A 23,964-nucleotide genomic window follows, 5' to 3' on the forward strand; every position below is an offset into this window, starting at 1 on the left:
TCGAGGCTGCGGCGATCACCCAACCAGAGCAGGGCGATTTGTCCACTTCACACCATCCCTGTCCATCCCTCGGACGGTAAGGCCACCGAAGATCGGGGACGGACGGGTGCGCGCGCCCGGCGCCGGGGGTCGGGCGCCGGTGTCAGGCGACCCGGTCGCGCACGCGCTTGGCGAGACCGGCCGCCGCCATGGCCGGATCGTCCGCCTCCGTCAGGGCCCTGACGACCACGACCCGGCGGGCCCCGGCGTCCAGTACCTCGTCGAGATTGCCCGCGTCGATCCCGCCGATCGCGAACCACGGACGCCGGGTGGACAGCGACGCCGCGTACCGCACGAGGTCGAGCCCGGGCGCGTGCCGGCCGGGCTTGGTGGGGGTGGGCCAGCAGGGACCGGTGCAGAAGTAGTCCACCCCGGGCTCACCGGCCGCCGCCATCGCCTCGGCCTCGGAGTGCGTGGAGCGGCCGATCAGCAGCTCCGTACCGAGGATGGCGCGGGCGGCGGACACGGGCAGGTCGCCCTGGCCCAGATGCAGCACGTCGGAGCCGATGGCGTGCGCCACGTCCGCCCGGTCGTTCACGGCGAGGAGCTTGCCGTGGCGCCGGCAGGCGTCGGCGAAGACCTGGAGGTGGTCCAGCTCCTCCGCCGCCTCCATGCCCTTGTCACGCAGCTGCACGATGTCCACACCGGAGGAGAGGACGGCGTCCAGGAACTCGGGGAGATCCCCCTGGCGCTTCCGCGCGTCGGTGCACAGATAGAGCCGGGCGTCGGACAGCAGATCGAGTGCGCTGGGCGCTGCGGGCATGCGGGTCTCCCCCGTCGGATCGGTGTCTGTCGGATCGGTTCTCCGGGACGGCCGTACGCGGGGCGGAGCGCCCCGTCCCGCGTACGGCCGGTGGTGGTGTCGTCAGACGGCGAGCGCCTGAGCGCGGCGCTTCACCTCCGTACCGCGATTCTCGCTGAGGGCCTGCGCGGGCGTGCCCGGCAGGGACGGGTCGGGAGTGAAGAGCCACTCGAGCATCTCTTCGTCGGTGAAGCTGTCGTCCCTCAGGAGCGTCAAGGTCCCGGCGAGCCCCTTGACGACCTTGTTGCCGTCGATGAAGGCGGCCGGCACCTGAAGCGCGCGGTTCTCCCCGCGGCGCACGGCGATCAGCGTGCCTTCCTTCACCAGCTGACGCACACGCGTCACCTCGATATCCAGCATCTCGGCGATATCAGGCAGGTGAAGCCATGCAGGGACGAGAGCATCGATCTTTGCGTCAATCTCAGTCACAGGACAAGCCTGCCATCCCGGACTGACAGTCGGAAGCCGAGCCGGGCACCGAACGGGTCACCGAACCCCCGCGTCAGCCTGGGGATGACAGCGCGGGAGCGGGATCGGCGGAGGTCAGAGAACCGTCGATTTCAGCGGTACGGCGGGGTCGGCGGCCCGCTCGGTGTCGATCCGCGCGCCCGCCGCGACGAGCTTGCGGCCCTGCGCCAGATCACGCGGCCGGCCGACGGTCATCAGCGCCACCAGCGCCTCGTCACGCAGCCACAGGACCGACCAGGCGGCGGTCGCCGGGTCGCCGCGCCACAGCAGCGTGTCGGCCCGGGCGTGGTGGCCCGCGTACTGCACGAAGCGGCCGAACTGCTCGGACCAGAAGTACGGCACCGGGTCGTACGGCTCGTGCGCCTCCCCCACGATGTCGGCGGCGACCGTACGCGGCCCCTGGAGCGCGTTGTCCCAGTGGTGCACCAGCAGCCGCTCGCCGTAGCGGGCCGACGGGAACGAGGCGCAGTCCCCGACCGCGTACACATCGGCCCGTGAGGTGCGCAGCCTGTCGTCGGCGGTGACGGCTCCCTCGGGGCCGGTCGCGATGCCGGAGCCCGCAAGCCAGGCCGTCGCGGGCCGGGCGCCGATGCCGACGACGACGGCGTCCGCGGCCAGCTCGCGGCCGTCGGCGAGGACCACCGTGCCGGGCCCCACGCCCGCCACGCGCGCGTGGGTGAGGAGTTCCGCGCCGCTCTCGGCGTACCAGTCCCCCATCGGAGTGGCGACCTCGGCCGGCAGGGCGCCGACGAGCGGACGGTCCGCGGCCTCGACGACGGTCACGGCGCAGTCGGCCTCCCTGGCGGCGGTGGTGAACTCGGCGCCGATCCAGCCCGCGCCGACCACGACAACGTGGTTCCGGCGGTCCAGGACGGGGCGCAGCCGCGCGGCGTCGTCGAGGGTGCGCAGCAGATGGACACCGGGCACGTCCTCCGTACCGGGGAGTGTGACCGGTTCGGCGCCGGTGGCGATGACGAGTACGTCGTACGGGACCGGTCCCGCCGCCGTGTCCACCTCGTGGTCGTCGGGGCGTACGCCGGTCACTTCGAGCCCCAGCCGCAGTTCCACGGAGAGTGCGTCGAAGTCCACGTCGAAGGCCGAACTCTCCGCCGTCCCAAGGAGGACGGCCTTGGAGAGTGGGGGCCGGTCGTAGGGCCGGTGGGGCTCGGCTCCGATGAGGGTGACGGGGCCGCCGTATCCCAGTTCGCGCAGTGCGACGGCGGTCTGCACGCCCGCCATGCCCGCGCCGACGACGACGGTGCGCCGCCCGTCCGCCTGCTTCCGCTGCTCGTTCACCCGATCACCTTAAGGACCCGGCCGGGACGACGACTCCCCCGGCGACTCCCTTACAGGGCAAGGGGACCGGGGGTTACCCTGACCCGGAAGCACTTATCGGCAGTAGCGAACAAGAGACTTCACACCTCGCGGGAGCCCGTACGCACCGGGCTGAGAGGGAGGCTGACGCGGCCTCCGACCGTACGAACCTGATCCGGGTCATGCCGGCGAAGGGAGGAGCTGGACGCCCATGCGCTCATCTCACGTTCCGTTGGGGGAATCCGGTCCGGAGACGTCTCCGGGCAGGTCTCCGGACCCGTCCGCCGGCCCGGGCCGGCGGCACACCGACGTCCTGGTGGTCGGGGGCGGCGTCATCGGCCTCGTCACCGCCTGGCGCACGGCGCAGCGCGGGCTCCGCGTCACCGTCGTCGATCCCGAGCCGGGCGGCGGGGCCGCGCGGGTCGCCGCCGGGATGCTCGCCCCCGTCAGCGAACTCGACCACGGCGAACAGACCCTGCTGGGACTGAACATCGCCTCGGCGCGGCTCTATCCCGGCTTCGTCGCCGAGCTGGAGGCCGCCACCGGCCAGGACACCGGCTACCGCGCCTGCGGCACGCTCTCGGTCGCTCTCGACTCCGACGACCGGGCGCGGCTGCGTGAACTGCACGCCCTCCAAAGGAGGTCGGGGCTGGAGTCCGAATGGCTCACCGGCCGTGAGTGCCGGCGGCTGGAGCCGATGCTCGCTCCGGGTGTACGCGGCGGGCTGCGGGCCGACGGCGACCATCAGATCGACCCGCGCAGGCTCGCGGCCGCCCTCGTGACGGCCTGCGAACGGGCCGGGGTGGACTTCCACCGGGGGTGGGCCGAGAGGCTGCGGGTGGTCCGGGACCGGGCCGCCGGGGTCACCGTCGGCGGCGGCACCGAACTCGACGCCGAACAGGTCGTCATCGCCGGCGGCAGCCTCAGCGGGCGGCTCGCCGGGGTGCCGGACGACGTCCTGCCGCCGGTACGGCCGGTCAAGGGCCAGGTCCTGCGGCTGACGGTGCCGCGCCCGTACGCGCCGTTCCTGTCCCGGACACTGCGGGCCGAGGTCCGCGGCAGCCACATCTATCTGGTGCCGCGCGAGAACGGCGAGCTGGTCGTGGGCGCCACGAGCGAGGAGCTCGGCTGGGACACGACGGTGACGGCGGGCGGGGTGTACGAACTCCTGCGCGACGCCCATGAACTGCTCCCCGGCATCACCGAACTGCCGCTCACCGAGACCCGAGCGGGGCTGCGGCCGACGTCGCCGGACAACGCCCCGCTGCTCGGGCCGACCGCTCTGCCGGGCCTGCATCTGGCCACCGGGCACCACCGCAACGGGGTGCTCCTGACGCCCGTCACGGGCCAGGTGATGGCCACCGTGCTCACGACGGGCGAACTCCCCGACGACGCACGGCCCTTCACACCGGACCGCTTCTCGCCCACCGTCGCACCCAGCCCGTCGCCGGGCTTCTCCCCCGCCGTCTCCGCAGGTCAGGAGCAGCACGCATGACAGACACCGTGAATCCGTCCGTGAACCGGTCCGTGGATCCGTCCGTCGATCCCTCCGTGGACCGGGCCGCTCGGCCCGATCGGGCCGTGAACTCCTCCGTGACCGTCTCGGTGAACGGGGAGGCCCGCGTCCTCGCCGGCCCCGTCACCCTCGATGTCCTCGTCGCGACCCTCACCCCCGCCCCGTCGGGCGTCGCCGCCGCGCTCAACGAGACCGTCGTCCCGCGCGGGCGCTGGTCGGCCACCACCCTGTCCGACGGAGACCGCGTCGAAGTCCTCACCGCGGTCCAGGGAGGCTGAACCGGATGTCCGACGACAGGCTCGTCATCGGCGGCACCGCCCTCAACTCCCGGCTCATCATGGGGACGGGCGGCGCGCCCAGCCTCGACGTACTGGAGAGGTCGCTCACCGCTTCCGGCACCGAACTCACCACCGTCGCCATGCGCCGGCTCGACCCCACCGTGCAGGGCTCCGTCCTGTCCGTGCTCGACCGTCTCGGCATCCGGGTGCTCCCGAACACGGCGGGCTGCTTCACCGCGGGCGAGGCCGTCCTCACCGCCCGGCTGGCGCGTGAGGCGCTGGGCACCGACTGGATCAAACTGGAGGTGGTGGCCGACGAACGGACGCTGCTGCCCGACCCGATCGAACTGCTCGACGCCGCAGAGACGTTGGTGGACGACGGCTTCACCGTGCTGCCGTACACGAACGACGATCCGGTGCTCGCGAGGAAGCTGGAGGACGTGGGCTGCGCGGCGATCATGCCGCTCGGCTCGCCGATCGGATCGGGTCTGGGCATCCGTAATCCGCACAACTTCCAGTTGATCACCGGGCACGCGCGCGTGCCCGTCATCCTGGACGCGGGGGCCGGCACCGCGTCGGACGCGGCCCTCGCCATGGAGCTCGGCTGCGCCGCCGTCATGCTGGCGTCGGCGGTCACACGCGCCCAGGAGCCCGTCCTGATGGCCGAGGCGATGCGGCACGCGGTCGAGGCGGGCCGGCTGGCGCACCGCGCGGGCCGCATCCCGCGCCGGCACTTCGCCGACGCCTCGTCTCCCAAGGAGGGGCTGGCGATGCTGGACCCGGAGCGGCCGGCGTTCTGACGGAACTCTGACGGGGGCCCAAGGCGCACCGGGGGAGGGCGGCCGGAAGTCCCCCGGCCGATTGCCGCGATGTGGTGTGGGTGCTGTCACAAGACGGCTCCATTGAGGCGTCCCGCCTCACCCGGGGCTGCGGGAGTGCCGGTGGCGGCTCGTAGACTCGGCCGGGTGGATACGACGCTCAGGGACCCTCTTGTCGGGCAGGTGCTCGACGGCCGTTACCGCGTCGACGGGCGCATCGCCGTCGGCGGCATGGCCACGGTCTACCGCGCTGTCGACACCCGGCTCGACCGGGTCCTGGCCCTGAAGGTGATGCACCCGGCGCTGGCGACCGACTCGGTCTTCGTGGAGCGCTTCATCCGCGAGGCCAAGTCCGTGGCGCGGCTGGCGCACCCCAACGTGGTGGGGGTCTTCGACCAGGGCGCCGAGGGTGCGTACGTGTATCTGGCGATGGAGTACGTGGAGGGCTGCACGCTGCGGGACGTCCTGCGCGAGCGCGGCGCCCTCCAGCCGCGTGCCGCCCTCGACATCCTGGAGCCGATGCTGGCCGCGCTGGGCGCCGCGCACCGGGCCGGCTTCATCCACCGGGACATCAAGCCGGAGAACGTCCTGATAGGGGACGACGGCCGGGTGAAGGTCGCCGACTTCGGTCTCGTACGGGCCATCGGCTCGGTCACCGACACCACGGGCACGATCCTCGGCACGGTCTCCTATCTCGCCCCGGAGCAGATCGAGTACGGCACCTCCGACACCCGGGTCGACGTGTACGCGTGCGGTGTCGTCCTGCACGAGATGCTGACCGGCGCCAAGCCCCACGGCGGGGACACCCCCGCGCAGGTGCTCTACCTCCATCTGAACGAGGACGTGCCCGCGCCGTCCGCCGCGGTGCCCGGAATGGCGATCGGGCTGGACGAGCTGGTCGCGGCGGCCACCGCCCGCGATCCTGAGGCCCGCCCCGAGGACGCGGTGGCGCTCCTCGCGATGACCCGGCGGACACGCGCGGCGCTCGACGACGCGCAGCTGGACGCGATGCCGCCGCAGGCCACGACGGCCACGGAGAAGACCACCTCGGCCCCGGCCGGGACCAAGGACAGCGCGGGCGGCGCGAGCGCGGGCGGCGCCTCGGAGCCGTCCCAGGACAGCCACGACAGCATCGACGGCGGGGCCGGCCGCGCGCAGGACGCCTCCCTGGCCTCGTACGCCCCCTCCGCCGGTGCCCCGGCCACCCGTACGGCTGATGGGCCCGGCGACGGCTCCGACGACCGTACGAGCGTGATTCCGCGCCTTGTCCGCTCCCAGGTCGCGCCCGACGGATCCGGTGCGCCCGACCCGGCCGCCTCCCTGGGGGACGACCAGGTCCGCCGCACCAGCCGGCTCACGATGCCGCCCCCCGGACCGCCTGCCCCTCCGCAGCGTCCACCGGTGCGCCGCCGGGCCGGACGCAGCGCCTCAGGGCCCCGCAGGGGCATCGTCGCGATCGTGGTGGGCGCGCTGCTGGTGCTCGGTGTGGGCGTCGGTGTCTGGTACATCAACTCCGGGCAGTTCACCCGCGTCCCCTCCGTCCTCGGCCAGACCGAGCAGGTCGCGAAGAAGCGCCTCGGCGACGCGGGGCTGGACGCGAAGGTCGAGAAGGACTTCAGCGGGACGTTCGAGCGCGGCACGGTGATGCGCACCGACCCCGAGCCCCGTTCTCGGATAAGGGGCAACGGGTCGGTGACCCTCGTGATCTCCCGCGGCCCGGAGATCGTGCGGGTCCCGGATCTGGCGGGCAAGTCGCTGGCCGACGCCAAGGACGCGCTGAAGGAGGCCGGGCTGGCGCCCGGCGTCATCACCCGCTCCTTCGACCAGGAGACCGGCCAGGGCGACATCATCCGCACCCAGCCGAAGGCGGGGACGGAGCTGCGGCCCGACGCGGGGGTGGCGCTGGTCGTCAGCAAGGGCAGCCCGGTCCACATGCCCGACGTGACGGGTCAGCCGGAGGAGGAGGCGACCGCCTCCCTGGAAGACGCCGGACTCGATGTGAAGATCGCGGCCGAGCGCGTCAACTCCCCCGAGGACGAGGGGTCGGTGGCCAAGCAGTCCGCGAAGGAGGGCACCAGGCTCGCCCGGGGCGACAGCGTCACGCTGACCATCTCCAAGGGCCCGCGGATGATCGCCGTCCCGGATGTCACGGGCAGGTCGATTGACGCCGCCAGGACCGAGCTGTCCGAGGCGGGCTTCGAGGTGAAGGTCGACCGGAGCTTCCCGTTCCTGGACGACACCGTCTCGAAGCAGTCCGTCGAGGGCGGCGAGGAAGCCCCCGAGGGCAGCACCATCACCCTCACGACCAAGGGAATCTGAGGCTTGACGCTCCCCGACCGGCCGCGCAATCCCGTAGGCGGCCATGTTCCGGTGGCGGGCGGCCTCGCCCGTGTCGGGCTGGCCTGGGCGCGTGACATCGGCGCCGAGACCGTCCAGGTCTTCGTCGCCAACCCCAGGGGCTGGGCGACACCGGCCGGGAATCCGGCGCAGGACGAGCGGTTCCGCGCGGAGTGCGCGGCCGAGGGGCTCTCCGCGTACATCCACGCGCCCTACCTGATCAACTTCGGCTCCCACACACCGGAGACGGCCGAGAGGTCCGTGGATTCGCTGCGGCACAGCCTTCGCCGAGGGCGGGAGATCGGTGCGCCGGGCGTCGTGGTGCACACCGGTTCGGCGACCGGCGGGCGGACGCGCGAGGTGGCGCTGGCACAGGTACGGGAGCGGCTGCTGCCGCTCCTCGACGAGCTGACGCACGACGACGACCCGTATCTGCTGCTGGAGTCGACCGCGGGGCAGGGCTCCTCGCTCTGTTCGCTGGCCGAGGACTTCGGTCCGTACTTCGCCGCGCTGGACTCGCACCCCAGGCTCGGTGTCTGCCTCGACACCTGCCACATCTTCGCGGCGGGCCACGATCTGGCCGCGCCCGGCGGGACCCACCGGACGCTGGACGAGCTCGTGGAGACCGTGGGTCCCGGGAGGCTGCGGCTGATCCACGCCAACGACTCCAAGGACGTCTGCGGCGCACGCAAGGACCGGCATGTGAACGTCGGCGGGGGGCATATCGGCGAGGGGCCGTTCCGCGAGCTGTTCTCGCATCCGGCGACCGAGGGCGTGCCGCTGGTGATCGAGACCCCCGGCGGCAAGGAGGGCCACGCGGCTGACGTGGCTCTTCTCAAGAAGCTGCGCGAGGACGGGCAGGCCCAAGGCTAGAGCTCTGGACCGTCCCCGGGGCCTTCCTGGTAGGAGTAGCGCTCCTCGCCCCAGGGGTCGCCGATGTTGTGATAGCCGCGCTCCTCCCAGAAGCCTCGGCGGTCGGCGGTCATGTACTCCACGCCCCGGACCCATTTCGGGCCCTTCCACGCGTAGAGATGCGGGACGACGAGGCGCAGCGGAAATCCGTGCTCGGCGGTGAGGAGTTCGCCGCCTTTGTGGGTGGCGAAGACGGACCGTTCCGATGCGAAGTCGGCGAGCCTGATATTGGCGCTGTAGCCGTACTCGGCCCAGACCATGACATGGGTCACGGTGGTCGCCGGCGGAGCCAGTTCCAGGATCGTACGGGCGAGTACACCGCCCCATTCGGCCCCGAGCATGCTGAATTTCGTCACGCAATGCAGATCGGCGACGACCGTCGAGAACGGCAGGGCCGAAAACTCCTCGTGATTCCAGCAGCTCTTGCCACCGTCGGCCGTGGCGCCGAAGACCCGGAACTCCCAGCGGTCCGGTTTGAACTTGGGCACGGGTCCGTAATGGGTGACCGGCCAGCCGCGCTGGAGCCGCTGCCCCGGCGGAAGCCCGGACTGCGCCGACTCCCGCTCATCCCGGCTTTCCGGCTGACCCATGCCATCCATGGTGACAGACCGCGAAGGGTGGTCATGACCAGGTACGGCCCGATTCGGGCAACTACTACTAAGGATGGACTTACTGGACGCTTTTCAAGCCTGGTGCGAGGATGCGCGAACTGCCAGTCCCCGCGCGGAAGGAGCCTCTGCGATGCAGGGCGACCCCGAGGTCATCGAGTTCCTGAATGAGCAGCTGACCGCCGAATTGACCGCGATCAACCAGTACTTCCTGCACGCGAAAATGCAGGAGAACTTCGGCTGGACGAAGCTCGCGAAGTACACCCGGGCCGAGTCGTTCGACGAAATGAGGCACGCGGAGGTTCTGACCGACCGGATTCTCTTCCTGGACGGCCTGCCGAATTATCAGCGACTTTTCCATGTACGTGTCGGCCAGACCGTCACCGAGATGTTCAACGCCGACCGGCAGATCGAGATCGAGGCGATCGACCGGCTGCGGCGCGGGGTCGAGGTCATGCGCGCGAAGTCCGACATCACTTCCGCGAAGATCTTCGAGTCGATCCTCAAGGACGAGGAGCACCACATCGACTATCTCGACACCCAGCTGGATCTGATCGAGAAGCTCGGTGAGCCGCTGTACATCGCCCAGCTGATCGAGCAGCCGGACAGCTGACGGGCGACCGACGGCGCGACCGTGCGTCAGGCGGCTTCCAGGCCCGCCGAGGTGGCCGCGGTCGGTACGGCACCGGACTGTGCGAGCACCGGCTGTGCGAGCACCGGCTGAGGGGTCGTCGGCCGCGAAATCGCCGTCTCCGCGATCGCGGGCTCCGTCGCCGCCCCCAGCAGCTCGCGGCGCGGACAGCCGCCGCGCCCGAGGAGCGACTGGATGCTGCGTACGCACGACCCGCAGTCCGTGCCGGCCTTCGAGGCCGAGGCGATCTGGCGGGGGGTGCACGCACCCGCCTCCGCGTGTTCACGCACCTGCTGCTCGGTGATGCCGAAGCATGAGCAGATGTACACGCGGTTCACCTCCCGGCGGGATCGTTGGCTGGCGCCGTCCCCGTACTGAACGGTGAGGCAAACCTAACCTTACCCGCCGCCCGGCGCACGCGACAGGCCCCCGTACGTGGGTGGGGCGCGGATCACATCGCGATCCGCGCCCCACTTCTGTATCTGTCCGCGTGCCTGCCGCGGCCCCGTGACGCCCTACTGCGCCCGGTACATCTCCGCGACCAGGAAGGCCAGATCGAGCGACTGGCTCCGGTTGAGCCGGGGGTCGCAGGCCGTCTCGTACCGCTGGTGCAGGTCGTCGACGAAGATCTCGTCGCCGCCGCCCACACACTCGGTGACGTCCTCGCCGGTGAGCTCGACGTGGATGCCGCCCGGGTGCGTCCCGAGGGCCTTGTGGACCTCGAAGAAGCCCTTGACCTCGTCGAGCACGTCGTCGAACCGGCGGGTCTTGTGGCCGGACGCCGCCTCGAAGGTGTTGCCGTGCATCGGGTCGGTCACCCACGCCACGGTCGCACCGGAGGCGGTGACCTTCTCGACCAGCTCGGGGAGCTTGTCCCTGACCTTGTCGGCGCCCATCCGGACGACGAAGGTCAGCCGGCCGGGCTCCCGCTCGGGGTCGAGCCGGTCGATGTAGCTGAGCGCGTCGTCCACGGTCGTCGTGGGGCCGAGCTTGATGCCGATCGGGTTGGCGATCCGCGAGGCGAACTCGATGTGCGCGCCGTCCAGTTGACGGGTGCGCTCGCCGATCCAGACCATGTGGCCCGAGACGTCGTAGAGCTTGCCGGTGCGCGAGTCGACGCGGGTCAGCGCCGACTCGTAGTCGAGGAGCAGCGCCTCGTGCGAGGAGAAGAACTCGACCGTACGGAACTCCGCCGGGTCGGTGCCCGCCGCCTTCATGAAGTTCAGCGCGTTGTCGATCTCGCGGGCGAGCCGCTCGTAACGCTGGCCGGACGGTGACGACTTCACGAAGTCCTGGTTCCAGGCGTGCACCTGGCGCAGGTCCGCGTAGCCACCGGTGGTGAAGGCACGCACCAGGTTGAGCGTCGCGGCGGACGCGTGGTACATCCGCTTCAGACGCTCGGGGTCCGGGACCCTGGCCGCCTCGGTGAAGGCGAAGCCGTTGACGGAGTCGCCGCGGTAGGTCGGCAGCGTCACGCCGTCACGCGTCTCGGTGGGCTTGGAACGCGGCTTCGAGTACTGGCCCGCGATCCGGCCCACCTTCACCACCGGCACGGACGCCGCGTAGGTGAGGACGGCGCCCATCTGGAGCAGGGTCTTGAGCTTGCTGCGGATCTGCTCGGCGGACACGCCGTCGAAGGCCTCGGCGCAGTCGCCGCCCTGGAGCAGGAATGCCTCGCCCTTGGCGACGGCTCCCATCCTGGCGCGCAGCTGGTCGCACTCGCCCGCGAAGACGAGCGGCGGATAGCTTTCGAGCTCCGCGACGGCGGCGCGCAGGGCCTCGGCATCGGGATACTCGGGCTGCTGCGCCGCGGGGAGGTCTCGCCAGGTCGCCTGCTCGGCGGGTGCTCGGGTGTCAGCGTTCACGGTCACGCGGACAACATTACGGGGTCACGGGAGCCGTCCATGCCCTCTCTCAGTGGTTGAGACGTCCGCGCGCGGTCGTTTCACGGGCGGGGGATGTCGGTTATGCTCCGCGGCATGTTGACGCAGCTGAACCAGGCTTGGTGGTGGACCGCACATCCGGCGGTCCGCTGATTCACGCGCTCGACACCGAATCGCAAGGCCGCCCGAGGGGCGGCCTTCCGTGTTTCCCGGCCCGTCGGCCGGCACGGACCGGGAATCGGGGCCGTTCCTCTCCTCCGGAAGGAACCCACCCCGTATGGACACCACTCGCACGGACACCATCCGCACCGACACCCGCGCACTCCTGGCGAGACTCCTCGACGACGACTGCCCGCCCTTCGCCCTGCTGCGCCGCCGCGCGCCGGGGCGCGACCACGACACCGTCGAGCTGCTCGTCGGCGACGTGCGCGAGGCGGCGCGGCTGGCCGACATCCCGGCCGACGACGAGCGCCCCTCGCTCGCCCTGGTGCCGTTCCGGCAGATCCGGGAGCGCGGCTTCGAGGCGCACGACGACGGCACCCCGCTGGCGGTGCTGGTCGCCGACGAGTCGTACGAGCTGCCGCTCGCCGAGGTACTCGCGCGTCTTCCCGCGCACCGCGTCCAGGTCGAGGACGGCGCCTTCGACGTCGACGACGAGCGATACGCGGAAATCGTCCGGCGTGTCGTCGAGGACGAGATCGGGCGCGGCGAGGGCGCCAACTTCGTCATCCGGCGGACCTTCGAGGGCCGGATCCCCGGTTTCGGGCGCGCCGACGCGCTCGCGCTCTTCCGGCGGCTGCTGGCCGGTGAGCGGGGCGCGTACTGGACCTATGTGGTGCACACCGGGAACGAGGGCGGTCGGACCCTGGTCGGGGCGAGCCCCGAGGTGCATGTGCGGATGAGCGGCGGCACCGTCGTGATGAATCCCATCAGCGGGACCTTCCGCTATCCGCCCGAGGGGCCGACCGCCGAGGGGCTGCTCGACTTCCTCGGTGACCGCAAGGAGACCGACGAGCTGTCGATGGTCGTGGACGAGGAACTCAAGATGATGTGCACCGTCGGCGACATGGGCGGGGTGGTGATCGGTCCCCGGCTCAAGGAGATGGCTCATCTCGCGCACACGGAGTACGAGTTGCGCGGGCGGACCTCGCTCGACGTGCGTGACGTCCTGCGGGAGACGATGTTCGCCGCGACCGTCACCGGGTCGCCCGTGCAGAACGCGTGCCGCGTCATCGCGCGGCACGAACCGCCGGGGCCGGACGGCAAGGGGCGCGGCTACTACGCGGGAGCACTGGCCCTCGTGGGAAGGGACCCGGGCGGGGCGCAGACCCTCGACTCCCCGATCCTGATCCGGACGGCCGACATCGACGCCGACGGCGGACTGCGCGTGCCGGTCGGAGCCACGCTCGTACGCCACTCCGACCCGGCGAGCGAGGTCGCCGAGACGCACGCCAAGGCGGCGGGGGTGCTGACGGCGCTGGGCGTGCACGCCGGGCGGCCGGGCGGCTCCTCCGTACGGAAGGCGCTCGCGGACGACCCGCGTGTGCGGGCGGCGCTGGACTCGCGGCGCGTGCGGCTGGCGCCGTTCTGGCTGAGGATGCAGGAGCGGTCGGCGTCGCTGACGGGGCACGCGCTGGTCGTCGACAGCGAGGACACCTTCACGTCGATGCTCGCGCACCTGCTGCGATCGGCCGGTCTGGAGGTGACCGTACGGCGGTACGACGAACCGGGCTTCAGTACGGAGGCGGCGCTCGCGCACCGGGGGCCCGTGGTGCTCGGCCCGGGGCCGGGAGACCCGTCCGACGCGGCCGATCCGCGGATGCGCACGCTGCGCGCGCTGACCGCCGCGTTGCTGCGTGAACACCGGCACGGGCTGCTGGGAGTCTGCCTCGGCAACGAGCTGATCGCGGCGGAGCTGGGGCTCGGGACGGCGCGCAAACGGCTGCCGTACCAGGGCGCGCAGACCACGATCGAGCTCTTCGGCCGCACGGAGACCGTCGGCTTCTACAACAGCTTCACCGCCCGCTGCGACGACGCGGGTGCGGCCGCGCTGGCGGCGCGCGGCATCGAGGTGAGCCGGGACGGTGCGGGAGAGGTGCACGCGCTGCGCGGGCCGGGCTTCGCCGGGGTCCAGTTCCACCCGGAGTCCGTACTGACGCTGCGCGGGCCGGAGATCGTCGGTGATCTCGTCGCCGGCGCGATGCGCGGCAGTGGGGCGGAGCGCCTGCGCTGACCGACCGACCGGCGCAGGGCCGGCCGTCCGTACGCCACCGCGCGTACGTACGGCCGGGGCCGGTGACCGGTCAGCCGAAGAAGACGCCGACTTCCTTGTAGAGCTCCGGCTGGACGGTCTTGAGCTCCGCGATGGCCTCCGCGATCGGGACCCGCACGATGTCCGTGCCGCGCAGGGCGACCATCTTGCCGAAATCGCCGTCCCGTACGGCGTCGATCGCGTGCAGCCCGAAGCGCGTGGCCAGCCAGCGGTCGAAGGCGCTCGGCGTACCACCGCGCTGCACATGGCCGAGGACGGTGGTCCGCGCCTCCTTGCCGGTGCGCTTCTCGATCTCCTTGGCGAGCCACTCGCCGACGCCCGACAGCCGCACATGACCGAAGGAGTCCAGCGTCCCGTCCTTGAGGATCACATCGCCGTCCTTGGGCATCGCGCCCTCCGCGATGACGACTATCGGCGCGTAGGAGGCCTTGAAACGGGAGGTCACCCAGGCGCAGACCTGGTCGACGTCGAAGCGCTGTTCCGGGATGAGGATGACGTTCGCGCCGCCCGCGAGACCCGAGTGCAGGGCGATCCAGCCCGCGTGCCGCCCCATCACCTCGCAGACGAGGACGCGCATGTGCGACTCGGCGGTGGTGTGGAGGCGGTCGATGGCCTCGGTCGCGATGCCGACCGCCGTGTCGAAGCCGAAGGTGTAGTCGGTCGCCGACAGGTCGTTGTCGATGGTCTTGGGCACGCCGACACAGGGCACGTCGTGCACGTCGGAGAGCTGGGCCGCCACGCCCAGGGTGTCCTCGCCGCCGATCACGATGAGCGCGTCGACCCCGCCGCCCGCGAGGTTCTCCTTGATCCGGCGGATGCCGTCGGCCGTCTTGAGGGGATTGGTGCGTGAGGATCCGAGGATGGTGCCACCGCGGGGCAGGATGCCCCGCACCGTGGGGATGTCGAGCCGTACGGTGTCGCCTTCCAGCGGTCCGCGCCAGCCGTCCCGGAAGCCGGTGAACTCGTACCCGTACTCCTGGACGCCTTTGCGTACGATTCCTCGAATGACCGCATTGAGCCCTGGGCAGTCGCCGCCCCCGGTCAATACTCCGACCCGCATGGAAACACTTCCCTTCGCCGTCGGTGACGCACCTGAGCCACACCTGAGTGACACAGGTCACCCCGGCATGGTGCGCAGGCTCATTTCCGTAACACCAGAGGGCGGTGGGAGGCGGTTGCCGATCAACTGGGGCACGCAGGGTGGAACGGGGGCGCTCACACGTCGTCGAGGCCGCGCTCGATCGCGTACCGCACCAGCTCCACACGGTTGTGCAACTGGAGCTTGCCGAGGGTGTTCTGTACGTGGTTCTGCACCGTGCGGTGCGAGATGACCAGGCGCTCGGCGATCTGCTTGTACGAGAGCCCCTTGGCGACCAGACGCAGCACCTCGGTCTCGCGGTCGGTCAGTCGGGGCGCCTTGGGCTCGTCCGACGCGGCGGGGGCGGGCTCCGAGGCGAGCCTGCGGTACTCGCCGAGGACCAGTCCGGCGAGCCCGGGGGTGAAGACCGGGTCGCCCGCGGCGGTACGGCGTACCGCGTCGGTCAGCTCGGCCGTACTGGCCGACTTCAGCAGATAGCCGGTGGCGCCGGACTTCACCGCTTCGAGTACGTCGGCGTGCTCACCGCTCGCCGAGAGGACCAGGACCCGCGGACCGGGCCGGGAGCCCACCAGTTCCTTGCAGACCTGGACGCCGGGCATGCCGGGCAGATTGAGGTCGAGGACGATCACGTCGGGGGTGGTGGCCGTCGCGCGGCGCACCGCCTGGGGGCCGTCGCCTGCCGTCGCCACGACGTCGAAGCCGGCCTCGGTCAGGTCGCGGGCGACGGCGTCGCGCCACATGGGGTGGTCGTCGACGACCATCACGCGCGTCGGAACCTCCCCGGCGCCGGCCGCGCCCCCGCCCCGCTCGTTCTTCTCCGTCTGCTCGCTCATCGCTCCGCCTTCCCCCGTGGAACCTTCAACTCGACTTCCGTGCCCTGGCCGGGGACCGAGATCAGCTCGGCCGTACCGCCCAACTCCCGCAGCCGCCCCCGGATCGAGAGGGCGACACCCAGACGCCCCTCCCCCTCGGCCTGGGCGAGACGGCCCTCCGGAATGCCGGGGCCGTCGTCCCTGACTGTCACGATCACCTCGTCCGGCGAATCCTCGACCAGGATCCACGACCGCGCGCCGTCTCCGGCGTGCCGACGGACATTGTCCAGGGCGGCGTTGACGGCCGCGGCCAGTTCCCTGGCGGCCGCGGGCCGGAGCAGGACCGGAGCGCCCGGCTCGGCGAGTGTCACCGCGGAGCCCGAGAACGGCGCCAGCAGCGTGCGCAGATCCCACAGCTCGGACCCGTCGGGGCCACCGTCGTCCCCCGGCCCGTCCGCGTACTCCGGGTCGTCGACCGTGCGCACCACCGCGCCCAGCGAGGCGTCCTCGGAGGCGCGTGTGGTGGGCACGAGGCCGCTGGAGACCAGCGTCCGCAGGGCGACCTCCTGTTCCCCGGCCATCCGGCCCAGTTCCGCGGCCTCGCCCCCCAGCGCCGTACCGCGCCGCTGCACCATGGCCAGGACCTGGAGCACGCTGTCGTGGATGTCGCGCGCCAGCCGCTCACGCTCCCGGGTCGCCGCCTCGATCTCCAGGGCGCGCGCCAGGGTACGTTCGGAGGCGCGGGCGACCTCCACGATGTAGCCGATCGCGATGGACGCCACCCAGACGAGCAGGACGTTGTGCAGGGTGTCCCGGCTGGGGTTGCCGCGCCCGGCCAGGTTGGCGGCGGCGACCAGGGAGGAGGCGAAGGCCGCCCAGCGCCAGCCGCCCTTGACGGCGAAGGCGAGGACGGCGCCGGCGGTCCATATGCTCGGCAGGGTCGGTCCGTCGGTGTACCGGGACTGCACGTCGGCGACCGGTGTGAGCAGAACGCCGGCGAGGGCGATGGTGAGATCGACGCCGAGGAAGCGCTTGGTGCAGCTGACGGCGTTGGCCACCTTGGGCAGCGTGGCGACCGTCCAGACGACGAGGACGGCGAGGTATCCGGCGGCGAGCCAGGGGCGTTCGAAGGTGTCCCGCGCGAAGGCGGCGATCAGGGTCGCGTAGACCATGGTCAGCAGGCGGTACGCGGTGAGCGCACGCCACAGCGGCTGCTCGACCGACATCCGTACGACCCGTTCGCGTCCGGCCACGTGTTCCCCCAACCCCCCGGTCGGCCCGGCTGCCCTGTCCGTCCCGCCTACCCCGGCTGCCCCGTCTTCCCGGGCTGCTCCGTCTTCTCCGGTCTGAGCGGCTTCGACGCCTTCGCGCCCTTGGCCTCTTCCGCGATCCTGCGCTTGGCGGCCGTCGCGTAGATGTCGACGTACTCCTGACCGGAGAGCTTCATGATCTCGTACATGACCTCGTCGGTCAGCGAACGCAGGATGAAGCGGTCGCTCTCCATGCCCTGGTACCGGCTGAAGTCCAGCGGTCGCCCGATCCTGATCCCCGGGCGCATCAGCTTCGGCATCACCGTGCCCGGCGGCTGGATCTTCTCCGTGTCGATCATGGCGACCGGGATCACGGGCGCGCCGGAGGCGAGCGCCACGCGTGCCAGACCGCCCGGCTTGCCGCGGTAGAGGCGCCCGTCGGGCGACCGGGTGCCCTCGGGGTAGATACCGAAGAGCTCGCCGCTCCGGAGTACCGCTATGCCGCTCTTGACGGCCGCCTCGCCCGCGCCGCGCGCCCCGGAGCGGTCCACCGGGAGCTGGCCGACACCTTTGAAGAACGCGGCCGTGAGCCGGCCCTTCACACCCGGCGAGGTGAAGTACTCCGCCTTGGCGATGAAGGTGACCTTCCGGCTCAGGACCGCGGGGAGGAAGAACGAGTCCGAGAAGGAGAGATGGTTGCTGGCGAGGATCGCCGGCCCGTCCTCGGGGATGTGCTCGATGCCCTCCACCCAAGGTCTGAACGCAAGCTTGAGCGGCCCTCCGATGGAGAACTTCATCGCGCGGTAGATCAACTCGGGTGCCTCCTGTGTGCTGTCGACCGACCTTAACCCGCGGGGGACGCGCGGGTTCCGTCATGGGCCGCCGACGGCTCTGGTCGGTGTCGGTCCGGTCGCGTACGGTGAAGTACCACTTCGAGACTGACGAACAGGAGACCCTGTGCCGGTCCTTCCTGGAGCCGAGCCGTACCGCCACGAGGGCGGGGATGTCGGCGTGCTCCTCTGCCACGGATTCACCGGTTCCCCGCAGTCGCTGCGCCCCTGGGCCGAGTATCTGGCCGCCCGGGATCTCACCGTGTCCCTGCCGCTGCTCCCCGGGCACGGCACACGCTGGGAGGACATGCAGATCACCGGCTGGCAGGACTGGTACGCGGAGGTGGACCGCGCGCTGCGGGAGATCGTCGAGCGGTGCGAGCGGGTCTTCGTCTTCGGTCTCTCCATGGGCGGGACGCTGGCGCTGCGCCTCGCGGCCAAGCACGGGCACGCCGTCACCGGCGTCGCGGTCGTCAACCCGGGGAACAAGGTGCACGGCCTTTCGGCGTACGCCCTCCCCGTCGCGCGTCATTTCGTCCGGACGACGAAGGGGCTGCGCAACGACATCGCGATGCCGGGCAGCGAGGAGATCGGTTACGACCGGGTGCCGCTGCACGCCGCGCACTCGGTGCGCGATTTCTTCCGGCTGGTGGACCGGGAGCTGCCCCAGGTCACCCAGCCGCTGCTGCTGATGCGCAGTCCGCGGGACCATGTCGTGCCCCCGGCCGACTCGGCCAGGATCCTCGGCCGGGTCTCCTCGACAGACATCCGTGAAGTCATTCTGGAACAGAGCTACCACGTGGCGACGTTGGACCACGATGCGGAGCGGATTTTCGAGGAGAGTCACGCGTTCATCGGCCGACTCGCTCCGATCGTCGGGAAGAAGGGGAGCACAACCGGTGGCTGAGCATGACGCGGACCGCGAGCCGCAGCCGATCGACGAGGACGCCGCATGGGCGGCGATCGTCGCGGGTTACGGCGAGGAGCCGGCCGATCCGCCGGGTGCCAAGCCCTTCAAGTCGGTCGAGGACCTGGCACTCCTGGAGAGCGACCGGAACAGCTCCGAGCCGGCTCCGCCCAAGGACAAGGGGTCCGGGACCACGAAGGCGGACCTCGGGCCGGTGAACCGGTCGGAGGCCGGGCCGGAGGCGGGGCCGGGCACCGCGTCGGGCACCACCCCGGGCGCCGACGCCGAATCCGTCGTGGCGCCCACGCCGGAGCGTCAGCCGGGCACCGAGACGGGCGATCCCGTCAAACCGAGCAAGTTCGACAAGCCGGACAAGTCATCGCTCGGCAGCTCGGTCGTCTTCGCGCCGGGCGTGGCCGGCGGGGGGCCGCGCGACTACTCGGTGGCCGAGCCCAGGGAAGAGGACCTCGACGACAGCGACGAGGGCCATTTCGTACCGCCGGAGCCGCCGCCGCTGCCGGAGGCCGATGTCACGGCGAAGTTCGCCTGGCTCGCGGTGATCGGCGGCCCGGTGCTCATGCTCCTCGCCGTGCTGTTGCAGTGGGAGATGACCTGGTGGCTGACGACGGTCTGTATCGGCGGCTTCCTGGGCGGTTTCGTCACGCTGGTGGCGCGGATGCAGCACGACGACGAGGAGGACGACGACCCGGGGCGCGGCGCGGTCGTCTGAACAGCGCGTTGTCCGAACAGCGGGTGGTCCGAACAGGGGTGCTCCGGCCAGCGGGTCCGACGGCCCGGGCCCGACAGAGCGTGCAGCGCGCCGTCTTGACGCCCTGTCGGACCTGACCCGAGCTCAGTCCCCCTGCCCGGGACGTGCGTTCAGGACGCGGGCACGCGCAGGGCGGCCAGCACCGGAAGGTGATCCGTGGCCGCCCGCAGGTCGCTCTCCTCGATGCCCGGCAGCCCCAACGGCACTCCGCAGCCCAGTACTTCGACACCTTCGGTCGCGAAGATCGCGTCGATGCGCTGATGCGGATCGCCGGGCGTCGAGGTGTACTCGCTCCCCCAGGGCTTGACCGCCCAGCAGTCCTGAAGCTCCTTGGCGATCCGCCGGAAGGAACGCCCCTGGGGCCGGTCGTTGAGGTCACCGGCCACCACCGCGTGCGGCACCTTCATCGCCCTGACACGGTCGAGCAGCATCCCGGCCTGGGTGAGGCGCTCGTCGGTCTGAAGGCTCAGATGGCAGCTGAGCAGCCCGATACGGGCTCCGCCGATCCGTACGACGGCGGTGGCGAAGCCGCGCCGGTGCAGCCCGGGCGTCAGCGGCAGCAGTACGTCCTCCGTACGCTCCACGGTCGCGCGCAGCGAGCAGAGCAGCAGCGGGCCCGCGGCGGTGCCGCCGCCACTGAGGACGACGAGATCGGTCCGGGCGGCCAGCCACGCGGCACGCTTGCGCCAGCGGAAGAAGCGCGGCGCCTCCTGGACGAAGACCAGGTCGGGCTCGCACGCGCTGATCACCCGGGCCAGCGCGTCGCAATCGTCGCGCATGGAACGGACGTTGTAGCTGAGCACGCGGATCACCGCCGAACCGTCGGGCTCGGTACGGGAGTCGGGCAGCGAAATCATGGGGACGGGTCCACCCTGTCCACTCACCGGAGTTGTCACCGGACCACGATAGGCCAACGCCCGCCGCACCCCTGAGGGGCACGGCGGGCGTGATCATCCGGATTGCCGAGCCCGTCCGCGATTCCGGACGGGGCCGGTACGGCTCAGCCCTGGCGGGCCAGGTCCGCGGCGCCCACCAGCCCGGCCTTGCCGCCCAGTTGGGCGGCGAGCACCTGCGCGTGCGGACGCCATTCACCACCGATCAGCCAGCGGCGGAAGGACTTGCGGATCGGGTCGAGGACCAGTTCGCCCTCGTCCGACACGCCACCGCCGACGATGAACGCCGACGGGTCGAAGAGCGAGGCCAGGTCGGCCAGGCCCGCGCCGGCCCAACGGGCCAGCTCCCGGAAGGAGTCGACGGCCACCGGGTCGCCCTCGCGGGCGGCGGTGCTGATGTGCTTGCCCTCGATGCCGTCGGGTGTGCCGTCGCCGAGACGCAGCAGGATCTCCGCGTTCTCGGGGGTGGCGTTGGCGCGCTGCTTCGCGTATCTGACCAGGGCGCGCCCGGAGGCGTACTGCTCCCAGCAGCCCTGGCTGCCACAGCCGCAGAGCAACCCGTCGGGAACGACTCGGATATGGCCGAATTCCGCCGCCACACCGAAGCGCCCCCGGCGCAGCTTGTTGCCGATGATGATGCCGCCGCCGAGCCCGGTGCCGAGCGTGATGCAGATGACGTCGTCGTGGCCCTGTCCGGCCCCGAACTTGTACTCGCCCCAGGCCGCCGCGTTCGCGTCGTTCTCCACCACGACCTGCATACCGACCCGCTGCTCGACCTTGTCCTTGAGCGGTTCGTGACGCCAGTCGATGTTCGGCGCGAAGAGGACGGTGGCGCGCTTGTCGTCCACGTAGCCGGCGGCCCCGATGCCGACGGCCTCGATGTCGTGTCCCTTGCCGGCCCCGGACACCGCCGCGCAGATCGCGTCGACGATGCCTTCAGCGGTCGGCGGGGTGGGCACCTGATGCGTATCGAGAATCGCGCCCTCTTCGTCGACCACGCCCGCCGCGATCTTCGTGCCGCCGATGTCGACGCCGATGGTGAGTCCCATGTGTCCCTCAGTTTTCGGTCGAGCCCCGCTGGGCCCAACCGTACCCGAGGGCGGGCGCCCGGCTGGTCAGTCCAGGTCGATGTGGGTACCGGGAGTGGGCCCCTCATCACGGGGGTCCGAGGGGTCGTTGGCCTTTTCGTCCGACTTGTTCAGACTGATGTCGGGCGCCTCCGACGGTCCCTGCGTCCAGCGGCGCTCGTCGCCCTCGACCGCGGAGCGGTAGGCCGCGAGCAGTTCGTTTCCAGCCGCCGCGAGATGGTCGAAAAGGTCTGGATTGCGGTCGATGACCGGCTCGACGGCGGACTTGGCCTGATTGATGAACTGCTGGACGGCGCCCTGTGCGGCCATGCCGAGCAGCGGGCTCTGGAACGAGGACACCTTGTCGGCGACCGCGTCCACGAACTTGCGCAGCTCCTCGGAGGCCGAGCCGGGCGGCGTACCGTGCACGGCGCGACGACGGGCCTTCTCGGCGGCGAGGTCCTCGGCGCAGGCCGTGGCCCAGGCGTCCGGGTCGGCGGCGGGACGCTCGATGGCATCACTCATGGGTTACTCCCGCATCGGGACAAGGCGCCTCGTCCGGGGCGGAGCGGAGGCTGTGTACCTTCGACGGTACCTGAACCCCGGGGGGACATTCAGGGAGTGCGCGGCCAGAGCCCCGGGTCCGGCGTGAACCGGACCTTCAGGACACCGTCCGTGAGCGCGGCCCCCGAGACGGTGCAGCGCCGCAGGGCGGCTTCGAGGGGCACCATGCGGTGGAACGGCCCCACGGTCAGCAGGAGTTCGTCGCCGCGCCGGATCAGGCCGACGTCCGACTTCACGGCGCCGGGCAGGGGCAGGCACCACACCAGCAGGCCGTCCTCCTCCCGCCGGTCCTCGACCCACCAGGGATCGCCGTACGCGGCGGGGCCCGGTCCCCGGCCCGCGTCCTGGTCCGGACCAGGGCCCCCGCGATCCGCGAGATCGCCGAGGTCCGCGAGGTCCGCGATCTCCGCGAGGTCGGCGGCTCCGCGCGGATCCCGGCCGAGATGGCCCACCGGACGCAGCGGCCACATGGAGCCGTACTCCTTGCCCCACTCGTCCAGGCACTTCTGCTGCTGGGCGGCGAGCGTCGCGAGCCAGGCGTCGGACGAGTCCGTCGGCAGCACCTTGTTCGGTACGAGGGCGTCGACGCGCAGCCCGTACAGGCTGAGCCCGTCACGGGCCACGCGCAGGGCGTCCCCGGCGGCCGGGCCCGGCTCGGCGACGAGCCGCACCGTCGTGGTGCCGGCCTCGATCAGCGTCTGGACTGCGGCCAGTTCCTCGTCCCTGCGGGCGGCGGCGCCGTACAGCCACTCCGCGGGCATCGGCACCCCGGCGAGCTGCGCCATGATCGGCCGCAGCGCACGCGCGGCCTGCCGCTCCACCGGCAGGAGACGGCCGATCAGCCGGCGGAGCCGCTCGGGCAGCGCGAGTACGCAGAGGGCGTCGCGCAGCGGCGGCAGGTCCACGACGAGTACGTCCCAGTCACCGGCCGAGGCCCGGCGCAGCGCCTGGAGCAGGGCGAACTGTTCGCTGCCCGGCAGCTCGGTCAGCTCTTCGCCGTCGAGGCGCCGGGCGCCGAGCATGTCGAGCACGGTGGCGGCGCGGTCCTGGAGGGCGAGGAACTCCGTGCGGAAGTAGTCGGCGGGGTCGACGCGCGCGGCCCAGAGGCCGGGGGTCACCTCCGCCGGTTCGGCTCCGAGACCGGCCGCCCCGCCGAGGACGGCGCCGGGGCCCGCCGGGTCGGCGCAGAGCAGCAGCGTACGGTCGCCGCGCCGGGCGGCGGCCACGGCGGTCGCCGCCGCGACGGTGGTACGGCCCGCGCCGCCGGGGCCGGTGACCAGGACCGTTCGCATCGCCCTCGTCGTACATGCCTCAGGTGCGGAATCGGCCGTACTCGCCGCCATCAGGCGCCGGGCTTCTCGAACGCTCCGGCGGACCCGGCGCTTCCGGGGGCGCTCTCGACCCGCTTCTTCAGACCGGCCAGGGCGCGGTCGATGATGACCTTCTCGGCCTTGCGCTTGATCATCCCGAGCATCGGGATCTTGACGTCGACGGTCAGCCGGTAGGTGACCTCGGTGCGCGCGCCGCCGTCCGTCGGCACCAGCTGGTACGAGCCGTCGAGCGAGCGCAGCATCTGGGACTTGACCAGCGTCCAGCTGACCTCGTCACCGCCGGTCCAGGTGTACGCGAGGGTGTGGTCGTCCTTGATCGCGCCGGCGTCGAGCACCAGTCGTACCTGTTCGGCGCGGCCCCCGGCGTCGGTGGAGAGCACCTCGGCCTCCTTCACCTCGCCGGTCCACTCGGGATAGCGGGCGAAGTCGGCGATCACGCCCATCACGTCGGCGGGTGCCGCCTCGATCGTGATGCTCGACTTGGTGTGTTCCGCCATCGACGTGCTCCTCCAGATGGTGTCTCCCCGGTGGTGCGGGGCGACGGTCACGCTTACCGGTACCGCC

General features: G+C 71.5%; 25 protein-coding genes and 1 riboswitch. Of the genes, 10 read left to right on the top strand and 15 right to left on the bottom strand.

Annotation, left to right across the window (positions count from 1 at the left end; translation table 11 throughout):
- Positions 1-142: 142 nt before the first annotated feature.
- The 3 genes from thiE to IEY79_RS14795 form a co-directional block, all read right to left on the bottom strand.
- The gene (thiE, locus tag IEY79_RS14785) at positions 143-802 is read right to left on the bottom strand and encodes a thiamine phosphate synthase (RefSeq protein WP_189107911.1); all 660 of its coding nucleotides are present in this window, start codon (positions 800-802) and stop codon (positions 143-145) included.
- 102 nt (positions 803-904) lie between these two features.
- Positions 905-1,270, bottom strand: a complete 366-nt coding sequence (locus IEY79_RS14790) for an Rv2175c family DNA-binding protein (protein WP_031231907.1) — start codon at positions 1,268-1,270, stop codon at positions 905-907.
- 114 nt (positions 1,271-1,384) lie between these two features.
- On the bottom strand, positions 1,385-2,548 hold the full coding sequence (locus IEY79_RS14795) for an NAD(P)/FAD-dependent oxidoreductase (protein WP_373292545.1): 1,164 nt from the start codon (positions 2,546-2,548) through the stop codon (positions 1,385-1,387).
- Positions 2,549-2,723: 175 nt separating this feature from the next.
- A riboswitch (TPP riboswitch) is annotated at positions 2,724-2,838 on the top strand.
- Between IEY79_RS14795 and thiO the strand changes: the two genes are divergently transcribed.
- The 5 genes from thiO (at position 2,835) to IEY79_RS14820 (ending at position 8,445) form a co-directional block, all read left to right on the top strand.
- On the top strand, positions 2,835-4,118 hold the full coding sequence (gene thiO / locus IEY79_RS14800) for a glycine oxidase ThiO (protein WP_189107913.1): 1,284 nt from the start codon (positions 2,835-2,837) through the stop codon (positions 4,116-4,118). (Overlaps the previous riboswitch by 4 nt.)
- 98 nt (positions 4,119-4,216) lie before the next feature.
- Positions 4,217-4,417 (top strand): sulfur carrier protein ThiS, encoded by a 201-nt coding sequence (thiS, locus tag IEY79_RS14805; protein WP_229700887.1) that lies wholly within the window; start codon positions 4,217-4,219, stop codon positions 4,415-4,417.
- A gap of 5 nt (positions 4,418-4,422) precedes the next feature.
- Positions 4,423-5,217, top strand: coding sequence for a thiazole synthase (locus IEY79_RS14810; RefSeq protein ID WP_189107915.1), 795 nt, complete (start codon positions 4,423-4,425; stop codon positions 5,215-5,217).
- 165 nt (positions 5,218-5,382) lie between these two features.
- Positions 5,383-7,554, top strand: coding sequence for a Stk1 family PASTA domain-containing Ser/Thr kinase (locus tag IEY79_RS14815; protein ID WP_189107916.1), 2,172 nt, complete (start codon positions 5,383-5,385; stop codon positions 7,552-7,554).
- Between the two features lie 3 nt (positions 7,555-7,557).
- Entirely contained in the window at positions 7,558-8,445 is an 888-nt protein-coding gene (locus IEY79_RS14820; RefSeq protein ID WP_189107917.1) for a deoxyribonuclease IV, read from the top strand.
- Here the strand turns inward: IEY79_RS14820 and IEY79_RS14825 are convergent.
- Entirely contained in the window at positions 8,442-9,074 is a 633-nt protein-coding gene (locus tag IEY79_RS14825) for a sulfite oxidase-like oxidoreductase (RefSeq protein ID WP_189107918.1), read from the bottom strand. The two genes, IEY79_RS14820 and IEY79_RS14825, sit on opposite strands and share 4 nt — an antisense overlap.
- Before the next feature lie 151 nt (positions 9,075-9,225).
- On the opposite strand from IEY79_RS14825, the gene bfr reads away from it, so the two are divergent.
- Positions 9,226-9,705 carry a bacterioferritin gene (gene bfr / locus IEY79_RS14830; RefSeq protein WP_189107919.1) on the top strand — a complete coding sequence of 160 codons (480 nt, stop codon included), beginning with the start codon at positions 9,226-9,228 and terminating at the stop codon, positions 9,703-9,705.
- Between the two features lie 26 nt (positions 9,706-9,731).
- Here the strand turns inward: bfr and IEY79_RS14835 are convergent, their stop codons facing one another.
- Positions 9,732-10,052 carry a (2Fe-2S)-binding protein gene (locus IEY79_RS14835; protein WP_189107920.1) on the bottom strand — a complete coding sequence of 107 codons (321 nt, stop codon included), beginning with the start codon at positions 10,050-10,052 and terminating at the stop codon, positions 9,732-9,734.
- Positions 10,053-10,238: 186 nt separating this feature from the next.
- Entirely contained in the window at positions 10,239-11,594 is a 1,356-nt protein-coding gene (locus IEY79_RS14840) for a class II 3-deoxy-7-phosphoheptulonate synthase (RefSeq protein ID WP_189107921.1), read from the bottom strand.
- 108 nt (positions 11,595-11,702) lie between these two features.
- On the opposite strand from IEY79_RS14840, the gene IEY79_RS38630 reads away from it, so the two are divergent.
- Positions 11,703-11,759 carry a trp operon leader peptide gene (locus IEY79_RS38630; RefSeq protein ID WP_494338546.1) on the top strand — a complete coding sequence of 19 codons (57 nt, stop codon included), beginning with the start codon at positions 11,703-11,705 and terminating at the stop codon, positions 11,757-11,759.
- Between the two features lie 124 nt (positions 11,760-11,883).
- Positions 11,884-13,839 (top strand): anthranilate synthase family protein, encoded by a 1,956-nt coding sequence (locus IEY79_RS14845; protein WP_189107922.1) that lies wholly within the window; start codon positions 11,884-11,886, stop codon positions 13,837-13,839.
- A 70-nt stretch (positions 13,840-13,909) separates the two neighbouring features.
- On the opposite strand, the gene IEY79_RS14850 is transcribed toward IEY79_RS14845, so the two are convergent.
- The 4 genes from IEY79_RS14850 to IEY79_RS14865 form a co-directional block, all read right to left on the bottom strand.
- Entirely contained in the window at positions 13,910-14,938 is a 1,029-nt protein-coding gene (locus IEY79_RS14850; protein WP_189107923.1) for a 6-phosphofructokinase, read from the bottom strand.
- Positions 14,939-15,093: 155 nt separating this feature from the next.
- Positions 15,094-15,738 carry a response regulator gene (locus IEY79_RS14855; protein WP_189108108.1) on the bottom strand — a complete coding sequence of 215 codons (645 nt, stop codon included), beginning with the start codon at positions 15,736-15,738 and terminating at the stop codon, positions 15,094-15,096.
- Between the two features lie 68 nt (positions 15,739-15,806).
- Positions 15,807-17,042 (bottom strand): MacS family sensor histidine kinase, encoded by a 1,236-nt coding sequence (macS, locus tag IEY79_RS14860; RefSeq protein ID WP_189107924.1) that lies wholly within the window; start codon positions 17,040-17,042, stop codon positions 15,807-15,809.
- Positions 17,043-17,089: 47 nt separating this feature from the next.
- Positions 17,090-17,851: a lysophospholipid acyltransferase family protein gene (locus tag IEY79_RS14865; RefSeq protein ID WP_189107925.1), complete on the bottom strand. Its 762-nt coding sequence runs from the start codon at positions 17,849-17,851 to the stop codon at positions 17,090-17,092.
- 145 nt (positions 17,852-17,996) lie between these two features.
- Here IEY79_RS14865 and IEY79_RS14870 point away from each other — a divergent pair, with 145 nt between their 5' ends.
- Positions 17,997-18,776 (top strand): alpha/beta hydrolase, encoded by a 780-nt coding sequence (locus IEY79_RS14870; protein ID WP_189107926.1) that lies wholly within the window; start codon positions 17,997-17,999, stop codon positions 18,774-18,776.
- Positions 18,769-19,506 (top strand): hypothetical protein, encoded by a 738-nt coding sequence (locus tag IEY79_RS14875; RefSeq protein WP_189107927.1) that lies wholly within the window; start codon positions 18,769-18,771, stop codon positions 19,504-19,506. Before IEY79_RS14870 ends, IEY79_RS14875 begins: the two co-directional genes overlap by 8 nt.
- A gap of 149 nt (positions 19,507-19,655) precedes the next feature.
- On the opposite strand, the gene IEY79_RS14880 is transcribed toward IEY79_RS14875, so the two are convergent.
- From IEY79_RS14880 to IEY79_RS14900, 5 genes are all read right to left on the bottom strand, one after another.
- Positions 19,656-20,402 carry an endonuclease/exonuclease/phosphatase family protein gene (locus tag IEY79_RS14880; RefSeq protein ID WP_189107928.1) on the bottom strand — a complete coding sequence of 249 codons (747 nt, stop codon included), beginning with the start codon at positions 20,400-20,402 and terminating at the stop codon, positions 19,656-19,658.
- A 143-nt stretch (positions 20,403-20,545) separates the two neighbouring features.
- Positions 20,546-21,487 carry an ROK family glucokinase gene (locus IEY79_RS14885; protein ID WP_189107929.1) on the bottom strand — a complete coding sequence of 314 codons (942 nt, stop codon included), beginning with the start codon at positions 21,485-21,487 and terminating at the stop codon, positions 20,546-20,548.
- Between the two features lie 66 nt (positions 21,488-21,553).
- On the bottom strand, positions 21,554-22,030 hold the full coding sequence (locus IEY79_RS14890; protein ID WP_189107930.1) for a DUF5304 domain-containing protein: 477 nt from the start codon (positions 22,028-22,030) through the stop codon (positions 21,554-21,556).
- Between the two features lie 89 nt (positions 22,031-22,119).
- A complete protein-coding gene (locus tag IEY79_RS14895) occupies positions 22,120-23,361 on the bottom strand; it encodes an ArsA family ATPase (RefSeq protein ID WP_189107931.1) in 1,242 nt (413 codons plus the stop codon).
- Positions 23,362-23,411: 50 nt separating this feature from the next.
- Positions 23,412-23,897, bottom strand: a complete 486-nt coding sequence (locus IEY79_RS14900) for an SRPBCC family protein (protein WP_189107932.1) — start codon at positions 23,895-23,897, stop codon at positions 23,412-23,414.
- Between the last annotated feature and the right edge of the window lie 67 nt (positions 23,898-23,964).

This window comes from Streptomyces camponoticapitis (assembly GCF_014646115.1).
Lineage (GTDB): Bacteria > Actinomycetota > Actinomycetes > Streptomycetales > Streptomycetaceae > Streptomyces > Streptomyces camponoticapitis.